13 protein-coding genes are annotated in these 14,031 nt (G+C 61.4%); 11 read left to right on the top strand and 2 right to left on the bottom strand.

Translation table 11 applies throughout. The annotated features are described in order from the left end of the window. Positions 1-42: 42 nt before the first annotated feature. From NVB75_RS26215 to NVB75_RS26200, 4 genes are all read left to right on the top strand, one after another. Entirely contained in the window at positions 43-405 is a 363-nt protein-coding gene (locus NVB75_RS26215; RefSeq protein ID WP_330208626.1) for an ArsC family reductase, read from the top strand. A gap of 33 nt (positions 406-438) precedes the next feature. Then, positions 439-1,473, top strand: a complete 1,035-nt coding sequence (dapD, locus tag NVB75_RS26210; protein ID WP_258343988.1) for a 2,3,4,5-tetrahydropyridine-2,6-dicarboxylate N-succinyltransferase — start codon at positions 439-441, stop codon at positions 1,471-1,473. A gap of 69 nt (positions 1,474-1,542) precedes the next feature. Then, positions 1,543-2,748 (top strand): aminotransferase class V-fold PLP-dependent enzyme, encoded by a 1,206-nt coding sequence (locus NVB75_RS26205; RefSeq protein ID WP_258343987.1) that lies wholly within the window; start codon positions 1,543-1,545, stop codon positions 2,746-2,748. Next, the gene (locus NVB75_RS26200; protein ID WP_258343986.1) at positions 2,745-3,158 is read left to right on the top strand and encodes a SufE family protein; all 414 of its coding nucleotides are present in this window, start codon (positions 2,745-2,747) and stop codon (positions 3,156-3,158) included. Before NVB75_RS26205 ends, NVB75_RS26200 begins: the two co-directional genes overlap by 4 nt. 102 nt (positions 3,159-3,260) lie before the next feature. Here the strand turns inward: NVB75_RS26200 and tcdA are convergent, their stop codons facing one another. After that, complete coding sequence (tcdA, locus tag NVB75_RS26195) at positions 3,261-4,085, bottom strand: tRNA cyclic N6-threonylcarbamoyladenosine(37) synthase TcdA (RefSeq protein WP_167665521.1); 825 nt, start codon at positions 4,083-4,085, stop codon at positions 3,261-3,263. A gap of 219 nt (positions 4,086-4,304) precedes the next feature. On the opposite strand from tcdA, the gene NVB75_RS26190 reads away from it, so the two are divergent. The 4 genes from NVB75_RS26190 to NVB75_RS26170 all read left to right on the top strand — a co-directional run bounded on the left by NVB75_RS26190 (position 4,305) and on the right by NVB75_RS26170 (position 9,529). Further along, positions 4,305-6,896 (top strand): glycosyltransferase, encoded by a 2,592-nt coding sequence (locus NVB75_RS26190; protein ID WP_258343985.1) that lies wholly within the window; start codon positions 4,305-4,307, stop codon positions 6,894-6,896. 217 nt (positions 6,897-7,113) lie between these two features. Further along, on the top strand, positions 7,114-8,265 hold the full coding sequence (gene dapE, locus NVB75_RS26180; RefSeq protein WP_167665520.1) for a succinyl-diaminopimelate desuccinylase: 1,152 nt from the start codon (positions 7,114-7,116) through the stop codon (positions 8,263-8,265). Further along, positions 8,265-9,074 carry a putative RNA methyltransferase gene (locus tag NVB75_RS26175; RefSeq protein WP_063032925.1) on the top strand — a complete coding sequence of 270 codons (810 nt, stop codon included), beginning with the start codon at positions 8,265-8,267 and terminating at the stop codon, positions 9,072-9,074. Before dapE ends, NVB75_RS26175 begins: the two co-directional genes overlap by 1 nt. A 77-nt stretch (positions 9,075-9,151) precedes the next feature. Beyond that, entirely contained in the window at positions 9,152-9,529 is a 378-nt protein-coding gene (locus NVB75_RS26170; protein ID WP_258343984.1) for a hypothetical protein, read from the top strand. 122 nt (positions 9,530-9,651) lie between these two features. On the opposite strand, the gene NVB75_RS26165 is transcribed toward NVB75_RS26170, so the two are convergent. Continuing rightward, positions 9,652-9,861, bottom strand: coding sequence for a cold-shock protein (locus tag NVB75_RS26165; protein ID WP_017479430.1), 210 nt, complete (start codon positions 9,859-9,861; stop codon positions 9,652-9,654). A gap of 193 nt (positions 9,862-10,054) precedes the next feature. Between NVB75_RS26165 and plsB the strand changes: the two genes are divergently transcribed. From plsB to NVB75_RS26150, 3 genes are read left to right on the top strand one after another with little or no spacing between them, the layout of a single operon-like run. After that, complete coding sequence (plsB, locus tag NVB75_RS26160) at positions 10,055-12,559, top strand: glycerol-3-phosphate 1-O-acyltransferase PlsB (RefSeq protein WP_258343983.1); 2,505 nt, start codon at positions 10,055-10,057, stop codon at positions 12,557-12,559. Between the two features lie 51 nt (positions 12,560-12,610). After that, positions 12,611-13,012, top strand: coding sequence for a YbaY family lipoprotein (locus tag NVB75_RS26155; protein ID WP_017479432.1), 402 nt, complete (start codon positions 12,611-12,613; stop codon positions 13,010-13,012). A 28-nt stretch (positions 13,013-13,040) separates the two neighbouring features. Continuing rightward, positions 13,041-13,730, top strand: coding sequence for a DUF4197 domain-containing protein (locus NVB75_RS26150; protein ID WP_093201165.1), 690 nt, complete (start codon positions 13,041-13,043; stop codon positions 13,728-13,730). The last annotated feature ends 301 nt before the right edge of the window (positions 13,731-14,031 follow it).

Genomic DNA, 14,031 nt, shown 5'->3' with positions numbered 1-14,031 from the left:
CCTTGACCTTTCATCTGCGTCAGCCCAAAGGGGGGCAATTCCTTGACCGATTCAAGCAAAACGTTGCACCTTTTCGGCATCAAAGCCTGCGACACCATGAAAAAGGCGCGCACCTGGCTCGATGAACACGCTATCCAGTATGAGTTTCATGACTACAAAACGGCCGGTATCGACCGCGAACACTTGACCCAATGGTGCAATGAGCACGGTTGGCAGGTGGTTTTGAACCGTGCGGGCACCACCTTTCGCAAACTCGAAGACGAACGCAAAGCCGATCTCGACCAAGCGAAAGCCATTGAATTGATGCTCGCGCAACCCTCGATGATCAAGCGCCCCGTGCTTGATCTCGGCGACAAAACCCTGATTGGCTTCAAGCCAGATAGTTATTCGGCGGCCCTCAAGTAGGCCAGCCCACTCCATTTTTGTAGAGGTAACAGCATGTCCAATTCCCTGTTCAGCCTGGGCTTCGGCGTCGGCACTCAGAACCGCCAAGGTGCTTGGCTGGAAGTGTTTTACGCACAACCGCTGCTCAATCCATCGGCTGAAATCATCGCGGCCATCGCGCCGATCCTCGGTTACACCGAAGGCAACCAGGCGATCACCTTCACCGTCACCCAGGCCCTGCAACTGGCTGACGCGCTCAAAGGCGTCGATGCCGCCCAAGCCGCCCTGTTGAGCCGTCTGGCTGAAAGCCACACGCCGCTGGTCGCCACCCTGCTGGCCGAAGACGCCGCGCTGACTTCCACCCCTGAGGCCTACCTCAAGCTCCACCTGCTGTCCCATCGCCTGGTCAAGCCACATGGCCTGAACCTGGCCGGTGTGTTCCCGCAGTTGCCGAACGTGGCCTGGACCAGCCAGGGCGCGATCGACATCGCCGAACTGGCCGAGCGTCAACTGGAAGCACGCCTGCGTGGCGAGTTGCTGGAAGTGTTCTCGGTGGACAAGTTCCCGAAAATGACCGACTACGTGGTGCCGAGCGGCGTGCGTATCGCTGATGCCGCGCGCATCCGCCTGGGCGCCTACGTGGGCGAAGGCACTACTGTGATGCACGAAGGTTTCGTCAACTTCAACGCCGGTACCGAAGGCCCGGGCATGATCGAAGGCCGTGTGTCGGCTGGCGTATTCGTCGGCAAGGGTTCGGACCTGGGCGGCGGTTGTTCCACCATGGGCACCCTGTCGGGCGGCGGCAACATCGTGATCACGGTCGGCGAAGGCTGCCTGATCGGCGCCAACGCCGGTATCGGTATCCCGTTGGGCGACCGCAACACCGTGGAGTCGGGCCTGTACGTCACCGCCGGCACCAAGGTTGCACTGCTGGATGAAGCAAACCAGCTGGTCAAAGTGGTCAAAGCCCGTGAGCTGGCCGGCCAACCGGACCTGCTGTTCCGCCGCAACTCCGAGACCGGTGCCGTGGAGTGCAAAACCCACAAATCGGCCATCGAACTGAACGCAGCGCTGCACGCTCACAACTAAGCAGCGACTCGATGCCACTGACGGCCCACACCTGACCGGTGCGGGCCGTTTATACGAGCCTTGATCACCATGCTTGTGCCCTCTCCCTGGCGCGCCGATTTTCCGGCCATCGCCACCCTGCAACGGCAAGACCAGACCTATCTGGACAACGCTGCCACCACGCAAAAACCTCAAGCCTTGCTGGACGCCATCAGCCATTACTACGCCAATGGCGCAGCCAATGTGCACCGTGCCCAGCATTTGCCGGGCGCCCATGCGACCCAGGCGTTCGAGGACAGTCGCAACAAGGTGGCGCAGTGGCTGAACGTCGGTGACAACGGGCAAATCATCTTCACCCACGGCGCGACGTCAGCGCTGAACCTCCTGGCTTATGGCCTTGAGCACCTATTCAACCCGGGCGACGAGATTGTCATCAGCGCCCTGGAACACCACGCCAACCTGCTGCCGTGGCAGCAACTGGCCAAGCGTCGCGAGTTGTCGTTGGTGGTACTGCCGCTTAACGATGACGGCTTGATCGACCTGCAAGCCGCCGCCGAACTGATCGGCCCGCGCACCCGCCTGCTGGCGGTGAGCCAACTGTCCAATGTGCTTGGCGCCTGGCAGCCGTTGCCGCAATTGCTGGCGCTGGCCAAGGCCTACGATGCACTGACGGTGGTCGATGGCGCCCAGGGCATCGTCCATGGTCGCCACGACATGCAGGCCCTGGGCTGCGACTTCTACGTGTTTTCCAGCCACAAGCTCTACGGGCCGGATGGTGTTGGCGTGCTTTACGGTCGCACCGAAGCCCTGCATCACCTGCGCCACTGGCAGTTTGGCGGCGAGATGGTGCAACTGGCTGACTATCAAAGCGCCAGCTTCCGCGCCGCTCCCCTTGGTTTCGAAGCCGGAACACCGCCGATCGCCAGCGTGATCGGCCTGGGCGCAACCCTGGATTACCTGAGTTCCCTGGATCAACACGCGGTGACGGCCCACGAAGCCGCCTTGCACGACTACCTGTTGCGCGGCCTGCAAGCCCGCAACGGCGTGCGCCTGCTGGGTTCGCCGCAAGTAGCCCTGGCCAGTTTTGTGGTGGAAGGCGTGCACAACGCCGACCTTGCCCACTTGCTGACTGAACAAGGGATTGCCGTACGCGCTGGCCATCATTGTGCGATGCCATTGCTCAAGCAGATGGGGTTGCCGGGGGCGATTCGGGTGTCGCTGGCGCTGTACAACGACTCCGATGACCTGGAGCGCTTTTTTGAAGCGCTGGATCAAGCCCTGGATATGTTGCGATGAATTTGCCGCCGCAGGCTGTTATCGCGCTGGAGACGTTTCAGGCAGTCGGCAGTTGGGAACAACGGGCCCGCCTGCTGATGCAGTGGGGCGAGCGTCTTCCCGCCTTGCCGGATGAAGACAAGGTGGACGCCAACCTGGTGCAGGGCTGTGAAAGCCTGGTGTGGCTGGTGGGGCGCTTGCAGGATGACCACTGGCAGTTTGCCGCCAGCAGCGATGCGCGGCTGATACGCGGGCTGGTGGCGCTGTTGCTGGCACGGGTTAACGGTTTGTCTGCCGCCGAGTTGCAGGCGGTCGACTTGCCCGACTGGTTTGAACAACTGGGTCTGTCGCGGCAGTTATCGCCGTCGCGCAGCAATGGGTTGAATGCGGTGCTGCAGCGCATGCGGCAGCTGAGCCTCACACAAAACTAAATGTGGGAGCGGGCTTGCTCGCGAAAGCGGTGTATCAGTCGACCTGTCTGGTGACTGACACTCCGCTTTCGCGAGCAAGCCCGCTCCCACATTTTGATCTTTTCAGGGTGCAGAGATCGGTGTTGCCTGAACTCTGTCAGCAGGCCGGCGCACCCCGGCCACTATCTTGTCCACCGCCTTGGTCGCCGCCACCATGCCGAAAGTCGCGGTGACCATCATCACCGCGCCAAACCCACCGGCGCAGTCCAGTTTCACGCCGTCCCCGACAAAACTCTTCTGCAAACAGATGCTGCCGTCCGGCTTCGGATAACGCAGTTGTTCGGTGGAAAACACGCAGGGCACGCTGTAATGGCGGGTCACGGTACGCGAGAAGCCATAGTCGCGGCGCAGGGTGGAGCGCACTTTCGACGCCAGCGGGTCATTGAACGTGCGGTTCAAATCACACACCTGAATCAGCGTCGGATCAATCTGCCCACCCGCGCCGCCAGTGGTGATGATCTGGATCTTGCGCCGCTTGCACCAGGCGATCAGCGCGGCCTTGGCGTTCACACTGTCGATGCAGTCGATCACGCAATCAATGTTCGGAGTGATGTACTCGGCCATGGTCTCGCGGGTGACGAAATCCGCCACCGCGTGCACGGTGCAATCCGGGTTGATGCCCTTCAGGCGCTCAGCCATGACCTCGACCTTGGCCTTGCCCACCGTGCTGTCCAGCGCATGCAACTGACGGTTGCTGTTGCTGACGCACACATCATCCAGGTCAAACAGCGAAATCTCGCCCACCCCACACCGGGCGATGGCTTCCGCCGCCCACGAGCCCACCCCGCCCACGCCGACGATGGCCACGTGGGCCGCCTTCAAGCGTTCCAGGCCTTCAATGCCATACAAGCGGGCGACGCCGGCAAACCGTGGATCTTCTGTACTCATGACCATTACCCCAAAAACCGGCGCGCATTATAGGGCTACGCAGCGACAAGTTTTAAGCTACAAGCTACAAGTAAGAGAACTTACGACGAGTTGCACTGCCCAATGTCCGGTTTTTCTCGGCTTGCTGTACGGTCGGTGAAAGGCCAGTGTAGGATGCGCGCCGTTCGGCGTAGGCCGACACCTCTTTTCGTTCCACACCCTTTGGAACCCGAAATAGCCATGTCATCGCGTAAATTTGGACTCAACCTGGTGGTAGTGCTGGCAATTGCCGCGCTGTTCACCGGCTTCTGGGCGCTGATCAACCGCCCGGTCACCGCCCCTAACTGGCCTGAACAGATCTCCGGTTTTTCCTACTCGCCGTTCCAGCAAGGCCAGTTCCCACAGAAAGACCAGTATCCGACTGATGATCAAATGCGTCAGGACCTTGCGATCATGAGCAAGCTGACGGACAACATCCGTACCTACTCGGTCGACGGCACCCTGGGGGATATCCCCAAGCTGGCGGAAGAGTTCGGCCTGCGGGTGACCCTGGGTATCTGGATCAGCCCGGACCTCGAGCGCAACGAGCGCGAGATCCAGCGTGCCATCGAAATCGCCAACAACTCCCGCAGCGTCGTGCGGGTGGTGGTGGGTAACGAAGCCCTGTTCCGTGAAGAAATCACCCCGGAAGCGCTGATCGTGCTGCTGGACCGGGTGCGCGCCGCCGTGAAAGTACCGGTGACGACTTCCGAGCAATGGCACATCTGGGAAAAGAACCCGCAACTGGCCAAGCACGTCGACCTGATCGCCGCGCACATCCTGCCGTTCTGGGAATTTATTCCGATGGACAAGGCCGGCCAGTACGTACTCGACCGCGCCCGGGACCTGAAGAAATTGTTCCCGAAAAAGCCGCTGTTGCTGTCGGAGGTTGGCTGGCCGAGTAACGGCCGCATGCGGGGTGGCAATGAAACGTCCCCGGCCGACCAGGCAATTTACCTGCGCACACTGGTGAACAAGCTCAATCGCCAGGGCTACAACTACTTCGTGATCGAGGCGTTCGACCAACCGTGGAAAGTCAGCGATGAAGGCTCGGCGGGCGCCTACTGGGGCGTGTTCAACGCCGCGCGCCAGCAGAAATTCAACTTTGAAGGGCCGGTGGTAGCGATCCCGCAATGGCGGGTGCTGGCCATCGGTTCGGTGGTGCTTGCGCTGCTGTCCCTGACGTTGCTGATGATCGACGGCTCGGCCCTGCGCCAGCGAGGCCGGACGTTCCTGACCTTCATCGCGTTCCTGTGCGGTTCGGTGCTGGTGTGGATCGGTTACGACTACAGCCAGCAATACAGCACCTGGTTCAGCGTTACCGTGGGCATCCTCCTGGCCCTCGGCGCCCTGGGCGTATTCATTGTGCTGCTGACCGAGGCCCACGAACTGGCAGAAGCGGTCTGGACTCACAAACGCCGGCGTGAATTCCTGCCGGTTGAAGGGGATTCGGACTACCGCCCGAAAGTCTCGATCCACGTGCCGTGCTACAACGAGCCGCCGGAGATGGTCAAACAGACCCTCGACGCCCTGGCCGCCCTCGACTATCCGGACTACGAAGTCCTGATCATCGACAACAACACCAAGGACCCGGCCGTGTGGGAGCCGGTGCGCGACTACTGCGAAACCCTGGGCCCGCGCTTCAAGTTCTTCCACGTCTCGCCCCTGGCCGGTTTCAAGGGCGGCGCGCTGAACTACCTGATCCCGCATACCGCCAAGGATGCCGAAGTAATCGCGGTGATCGACTCCGATTACTGCGTGTCGCCGAACTGGCTCAAGCACATGGTGCCGCACTTCGCCGACCCGAAAATCGCCGTGGTGCAGTCGCCACAGGATTATCGCGACCAGAACGAAAGCACCTTCAAGAAGCTCTGCTACGCGGAATACAAAGGCTTCTTCCACATCGGCATGGTCACCCGTAACGACCGTGACGCGATCATCCAGCACGGCACCATGACCATGACCCGTCGCTCGGTGCTTGAAGAGCTGGGCTGGGCCGACTGGTGCATCTGTGAAGATGCCGAGTTGGGCCTGCGGGTATTCGAGAAAGGCCTGTCGGCGGCGTACTACCACGACAGCTACGGCAAGGGCCTGATGCCCGATACCTTTATCGACTTCAAGAAACAGCGTTTCCGCTGGGCCTACGGGGCGATTCAGATCATCAAGCGTCACACCGCGAGCCTGTTGCGCGGCAAGGACACCGAGCTGACCCGCGGCCAGCGCTACCACTTCCTCGCGGGCTGGTTGCCGTGGGTGGCCGACGGCATGAACATCTTCTTCACCGTGGGCGCCCTGTTGTGGTCGGCGGCGATGATTATCGTGCCGACGCGGGTTGACCCGCCGCTGCTGATTTTCGCGATTCCGCCATTGGCGCTGTTCGTGTTCAAGGTCGGCAAGATCATCTTCCTCTACCGCCGTGCGGTGGGTGTGAACCTGAAAGATGCGTTCTGCGCGGCGTTGGCCGGGTTGGCGTTGTCCCACACCATCGCCAAGGCAGTGCTGTACGGCTTCTTCACCACCAGCATTCCGTTCTTTCGTACACCGAAGAACGCCGATAACCACGGTTTCTGGGTGGCGATTTCCGAAGCCCGGGAAGAGATGTTCATCATGCTGCTGTTGTGGGGCGCGGCACTGGGGATTTACCTGGTGCAGGGCCTGCCGAGCAACGACATACGCTTCTGGGTGGTGATGTTGCTGGTGCAGTCGCTGCCGTATGTGGCGGCGCTGATCATGGCGTTCCTGTCTTCGCTGCCGAAACCGGCACCGAAGCAAGAGGCTGTGGCCGCGGCTTAAAATCCTGCGCAATGCACTAAACGGCGGCCTCTGGCCGCCGTTTTGCTATAAGATAACGGCCCTTTTGCCTTGCACATGACTGTAGGAGCGAGCTTGCTCGCGAAGCACTTGAGATCGACGCGTGCATCCAGACAGGGCGCGTTATCGTTAACGACCTTCGCGAGCAAGCTCGCTCCTACAATTAGAACGTCGCCGCCTCGATTTCTGGAGTTTTTACATGACGGCCCACGCCGACCTTTCGCCGACCCTCCAACTCGCTATCGACCTGATCCGTCGCCCGTCGGTGACGCCGATCGACGCCGATTGCCAGAAGCTGATGATGCAGCGCCTGGGCGACGCCGGTTTTGCGCTTGAGCCGATGCGCATCGAGGATGTGGATAACTTCTGGGCCACCCACGGCAAACACGAAGGCCCGGTATTGTGCTTCGCCGGCCACACCGACGTGGTGCCGACCGGTCCGGTCAAGGCCTGGCAGAACGACCCGTTCGACGCATTGATCGACGAAAACGGCATGCTCTGCGGCCGTGGCGCGGCCGACATGAAAGGCAGCCTGGCCGCGATGCTGGTCGCCTCCGAGCGTTTCGTCACTGACTACCCGGACCACAAGGGTTCGGTGGCTTTCCTGATCACCAGTGACGAAGAAGGCCCGGCGCACCACGGCACCAAGGCCGTGATCGAACGCCTGGCAGCCCGCAAGGAGCGCCTGGACTGGTGCATCGTCGGCGAACCGTCGAGCACCACCCTGGTGGGCGACGTGGTCAAGAATGGTCGTCGTGGCTCCCTCGGCGCCACCCTGACCGTGCGCGGGGTGCAAGGCCACGTAGCGTACCCGCACCTGGCGAAGAACCCGATCCACCTGGCCGCCCCGGCCCTGGCCGAACTGGCCGCCGAGCATTGGGATGACGGCAACAGCTTCTTCCCGCCCACCAGCTTCCAGATTTCCAACCTCAATTCCGGCACCGGCGCCACCAACGTGATCCCGGGTGACCTGACGGCGGTGTTCAACTTCCGCTTCTCCACCGAGTCCACCGTTGAAGGCCTGCAGCAGCGGGTCGCGGCGATTCTCGACAAGCATGGCCTGGACTGGCATGTGGAGTGGGCGCTGTCGGGCCTGCCGTTCCTCACCGAACCGGGCGCGTTGCTCGATGCCGTCTCCGCCAGCATCAAGGCCGTCACCGGCCGCGAGACCAAGGCCTCCACCAGCGGCGGCACTTCCGACGGGCGCTTCATTGCGACCCTCGGCACTCAGGTGGTGGAGCTGGGCCCGGTCAACGCGACCATCCATCAGGTCAACGAGCGCATTCTCGCCAGCGACCTCGATGTGCTGACCGAAATCTACTACCAGACCCTGATCAAGTTGCTCGCCTGATGCTCGCTTGCCCCATTTGCAGCGCACCGCTCCATGAAGTGGACAACGGCGTGGCCTGCCCGGTCGGGCACCGTTTCGACCGCGCGCGCCAGGGTTACCTGAACCTGTTGCCGGTGCAGCACAAGAACAGCCGCGACCCGGGCGACAACCTGGCAATGGTGGAAGCGCGCCGCGACTTCCTCAACGCCGGGCACTACGCCCCGGTGGCCAGGCGCCTGGCCGAACTGGCTGCGGAACGCAAACCCCAGCGCTGGCTGGATATCGGCTGTGGCGAGGGTTACTACACCGCGCAAATCGCCGACACCCTGCTGCGCGCTGACGGTTATGCCCTGGATATCTCCAAGGAAGCGGTCAAGCGCGCCTGCAAGCGCAACCCCACGGTGACCTGGTTGATCGCCAGCATGGCCCGGGTGCCGTTGGCCGATGCCAGCTGCCAGTTCCTTGCCAGTGTCTTCAGCCCGCTGGACTGGCTGGAGGCCAAGCGCCTGCTCAGCCCGGGCGGCGGCTTGATGAAAGTCGGCCCCACGAGCGGCCACCTGATGGAACTGCGTGAGCGTTTGTACGACGAAGTGCGCGAGTACACCGACGACAAGCACCTGGCGCTGGTACCGGACGGCATGAGCCTGCAACACAGTGAAACCCTGGAGTTCAAGCTCAGCCTGGCCGATCCCAAGGACCGCGCCAATCTGCTGGCGATGACACCCCACGGCTGGCGCGCCAGTGCCGAGCGCCGCGCCCAGGTGATCGAGGCGGCCGAACCGCTGCTGGTCACTGTGTCGATGCGCTACGACTATTTCGTGCTTCAATAACCCATTATTTGCGGGCCTCTCGGGGCCTGCGCTGAATCCGCGAATGGATTTTCAAAATCCCGCAATGAGGAACATCCATGCGCCAACCAGATATCGAGATTTACCTCAAGGACGCCGACGTCGACCACAAGGCCATCGCCGCCTGGCTGGGCGCTGCCCTGGGCCCGTGCACCGACTGGGTCCAGCGCGGCCAGACCTACAAGTGCAAAGCCGGCAGCGTACCGGTCACCTGGCTGCCGAAAGCCGTAGGCAAATGGAACAGCCTGTACCTGGAAAGCGACCAGACCCCGTGGGAAGACGACATCGCCTGCGCCCGTGCGGCCTTTGCCGCGCTGAACGTCGAAGTGCGTTGCGCGCCGGGCAGCTGGGTTGAGGAAGAAGGTGAAGAAAGCGCGGATACCTGGATTCGTATCAGCGAAGACGGTGAAGAGCAGATCACCTGGAAAACAACCTGAGGGATCGTTCCCACGCTCTGCGTGGGAATGCAGCCTGTGACGCTCCGCGTCACGATTAAAAGCAGACGCGGAGCGTCCAAAGAAGCATTCCCACGCAGAGCGTGGGAACGATCACGCCAAGGTTACAGGCCCACCACATCCTCAGCCTGCAAGCCCTTCTCGCCCGTCACCACGGCGTACTCCACCTGCTGGCCTTCAGACAACGAACGGTGCCCTTCACCGCGAATGGCGCGGTAGTGCACAAACACATCCTTGCCATCTTCCCGCTGTATAAAGCCGTAACCCTTGGCGTCATTGAACCACTTCACATTGCCGGTTTCGCGCGTTGCCATCTGTTTTGCTCCCACATGCTTTTTATAAGTACGTTTATTGTTGAGTCGTCGCAGTTGAACTGCCGAGTATAAGACAGGCTCAAAAAGCTTCAACTCAAGATTACTTCGCCGCTTTTTTGCCGATTTTCGGCTAATACTGCACACTAGCGCACCGAGCAACCGCTCGGTTTTTTCCACTCAAAGCAGAAGCCGTATGACCCGCTCTCCCTTTCGCCGTCTGGTATTTGGCACCTTGCGCCGGCTGTTGTACCTCTGGGTTCGCTCAGAGACGATCAACCAGTCGTCCCTTACCCTGAACCTCGACCGCAGTCGTCCGGTGTTTTACGTCCTGCAATCCCCGTCCCTCACCGAGTTGGCGGTGGTTGATACCGAATGTACCAAGGCCGGCCTGCCGCGCCCGGTGCTGCCGGTATCGGTCGGCCCGTTGATGGAACCGGCGGCCTTCTTCTACCTGACGCCCGACCCCGACTGGCTCGGCCGCCAGGACAAGCGTGGCGCACCGCCCACCCTCACCCGCCTGGTGGACGTACTCACCGAACACGCCGAAGAGAATGCACAGATCATTCCAGTCAGCGTGTTCTGGGGCCAGTCGCCCGACAGTGAGTCCAGCCCGTGGAAACTGCTGTTCGCCGACAGCTGGGCCGTCACTGGCCGCCTGCGCCGGCTGCTGAGCATCCTGATCCTGGGTCGCAAGACCCGGGTGCAATTCTCCGCGCCCATCAACCTGCGTGAATTGATCGAGCACAATAAAGGCCACGAACGCACCGTGCGCATGGCCCAACGCATCCTGCGGGTGCACTTTCGCAACTTGAAAACCGCCGTGATCGGCCCCGACCTGTCCCACCGGCGCAACCTGGTGAAGGGCTTGGTCAACATGCCACTGGTGCGCCAGGCGATCCTCGACGAGGCGGAACGCGAGAAAATCACCCCCGAAAAAGCCAAGGCCCAGGCCCTGCGCTACGGCAACGAAATCGCCTCGGACTACACCTACACCGCCATCCGCTTCCTGGAAGTGGTGCTGAGCTGGTTCTGGAACAAGATCTACGACGGCATCAAGGTCAACAACATCGAGGGCGTGCAAAAGGTCGCTCAGGGCTACGAGGTGATCTATGTGCCGTGCCATCGCAGCCATATCGATTACCTCTTGCTGTCGTACCTGCTGTTCAAGAATGGCCTGACACCGCCGCACATCGCCGCCGGGATCAACCTGAACATGCCGGTGATCGGCAGCCTGTTGCGCCGTGGCGGGGCGTTTTTCATGCGCCGCACTTTCAAGGGCAACCCGCTGTACACCTCGGTGTTCAACGAATACCTGCACACCTTGTTCACCAAGGGTTTCCCGGTGGAGTACTTCGTCGAAGGCGGACGTTCGCGCACCGGGCGCATGCTGCAACCGAAGACCGGGATGCTGGCAATCACCCTACGCAGTTTCCTGCGCTCCTCGCGCATGCCCATCGTGTTTGTGCCGGTGTACATCGGCTATGAGCGAGTGCTGGAAGGCCGGACTTACCTCGGCGAGCTGCGCGGCGCGAGCAAGAAGAAAGAGTCGATTTTCGATATTTTCAAAGTGGTCGGCGCCCTCAAGCAGCGCTTTGGCCAGGTCGCGGTGAACTTCGGCGAACCGATCAAGCTGGCGGAATTCCTCGACAGCGAGCAGCCCGACTGGCGCGCCCAGGAACTGGGTCCGAACTACAAGCCGGCCTGGCTCAATGAAACCACCAACCGCCTCGGCGAACGGGTGGCGCAACACCTGAACGAAGCGGCGGCGATCAACCCGGTGAACCTGGTGGCATTGGCGCTACTGTCCACCACCCGCCTGGCCCTGGACGAACAAGCCATGGCGCGCCAGCTGGATCTGTACCTGGCGCTGCTGCGCAAGGTGCCCTACTCGCCCCACACCACCTTGCCCGAGGGGGATGGCCTGGCGCTGATCAACCATGTAAAGGACATGAAACTGCTGTCGGAGCAGAGCGATGCCCTGGGCAAAATCCTTTATCTGGACGAGCAAAATGCCGTCCTGATGACCTACTACCGCAACAACGTGCTGCACATTTTCGCCCTGCCGGCGCTGCTGGCGAGTTTCTTCCAGAGCAGCTCGCGCATGAGCCGCGAACAAATCCTGCGCTATACCCGCGCGCTCTACCCGTACCTGCAATCGGAGTTGTTTATCCGCTGGACCCTGGACGAGCTGGACGCGGTGGTCGATCAGTGGCTGGAAGCCTTCGTCGAACAAGGCCTGCTGCGCTTCGAGAACGAGGTGTACCTGCGCCCGGCCCCGAGTTCGCGGCACTTTGTACTGCTGACGCTGCTGTCCAAGAGCATCGCCCAGACCCTGCAACGTTTCTACATGGCCATCTCGCTGCTGCTCAACAGCGGCCAGAACAGCATCAGTGCCGAAGAGCTGGAAGACCTGTGCACGGTCATGGCCCAGCGCCTGTCGATCCTCCATGGCCTGAATGCCCCGGAGTTCTTCGACAAGAGCCTTTTCCGACATTTCATCCAGACGTTGTTGGAGCAGGATGTGCTGCGCCGCGACGAGGCCGGCAAGCTGAGCTATCACCCGCTGCTGGGCGAGCTGGCCGAGGGCGCGGCCAAGCGCGTATTGCCGGCAGATATTCGCCTGTCAATTCGCCAGGTGGCCCTGCATCGCAGCGAAGACGCGGCAGACAAGCCCGTCGCACCCGAAGAAACACACTAGAGTGACCGAGGCGCCAGGGTGTTTCTGGCGCCGCTGACAAGGAGCTGTACCATGAAAAAAATCATCCTCCTGGGCCTCACCGCCCTGCTGGGAGCCTGCCAGACCATGAGCCCCGCCCCCAAAGCCAGCCTCGACGGCGAAGTGTTCTACCTGCAACGCATCGCCCTGCCGCCCGCCGCCACCTTGAGTGTGACCCTGCAAGACGTGTCCTTGATGGACGCCCCGGCCGTGACCCTGGCCGAGCAGAAAGGCCCGGTGAAAGGCCAGGTGCCGCTGCCCTTCCATCTGAGCTATGACCCGGCCCAGGTCAAGCCCGGCCACAGTTACTCGGTCAGCGCTCGCATCGAACTGGATGGCAAGCTACTGTTTATCACCACCGAACGGCACTCTGTGCAGTTGAATGGCCAGGATCCACAACCGCTGCGCGTACGCGTGGATGCGGTTGCACACTGATTAAAAATTCGAACATAAGGAAGCGTCCATGCTCCGTAACTCCCTTCGCCTAACGGCCCTGTGCGCCGGCCTGCTGCTCGGTGCCAACGCCATGGCCTTGTCCCTCGGCAGCCTGTCCCAGGGCGACGCCGCCGGCGGCCTCAAGGATGCACTGACCCAAGGCGCGCAGATTGCCGTGAAACAACTGGGCGTGCCCGGCGGTTTCAGCAACAACCCCGAAGTGAAGATCGGCCTGCCGGGCAAGTTGGGCAAAGTCGCCGACAAACTGAAAATGTTCGGCATGGGTGACCAGGTCAACCAACTGGAAGCCAGCATGAACAAGGCGGCTGAGTCTGCCGTGACCCAGGCTCAGCCGATCCTGGTAAATGCGGTGAAAAACATGAGCGTGACCGACGCCAAGGGCATCCTCACCGGCGGCCAGGACTCGGCCACCCAGTACCTGAACAAAAGCAGCCGTGACGAGATTCGGGCCAAGTTCCTGCCGATCGTCAAGGCGGCCACCGACAAGGTTGGCGTTGCCCAGCAGTACAACGCCCTGGCGGGCAAGGCGGCGACCTTTGGCGCGATTGATGCCAAGAGTGCCAACGTCGAAAGCTACGTGACCGAACAGGCGCTGGACGGGCTGTTCAAGATGATTGCGCAGCAGGAAGAGACCATTCGCAAGAACCCGGCAGCCGCGGCTACCAGCTTGGCAAAGAAGGTGTTTGGCAGCTTGTGAGCCAACAGGATCGCCCCTCTGCCCGGGGCGATCCCTTTCTCTGTTGCTATGCGCTGCGAACGAGGGATAACGACCCCATCGCAACCAGCCCGAAGTTGATTTTTCCTGTGTGGTAGTCAGAACTCGTTGAACAGGGTTTCGGCGGGCATGCGGGCTCTGGCGGCCTTGTCTCGCACGGCTTTGGCTTCGAGCACTCGGGCTGTGGCGGTTTAGGAGGGCGGGCAATCATTCGTATGATGGAACAAATACACATAGGGCAATCCTTCAATCCATTTAGACGTCTTCACTTACCAGCTCCAGC

This window comes from Pseudomonas sp. CBS (genome assembly GCF_024734645.1).
In the GTDB taxonomy this organism is placed as follows: Bacteria; Pseudomonadota; Gammaproteobacteria; order Pseudomonadales; family Pseudomonadaceae; genus Aquipseudomonas.
This window is presented reverse-complemented; position numbering and strand designations above follow the sequence as displayed.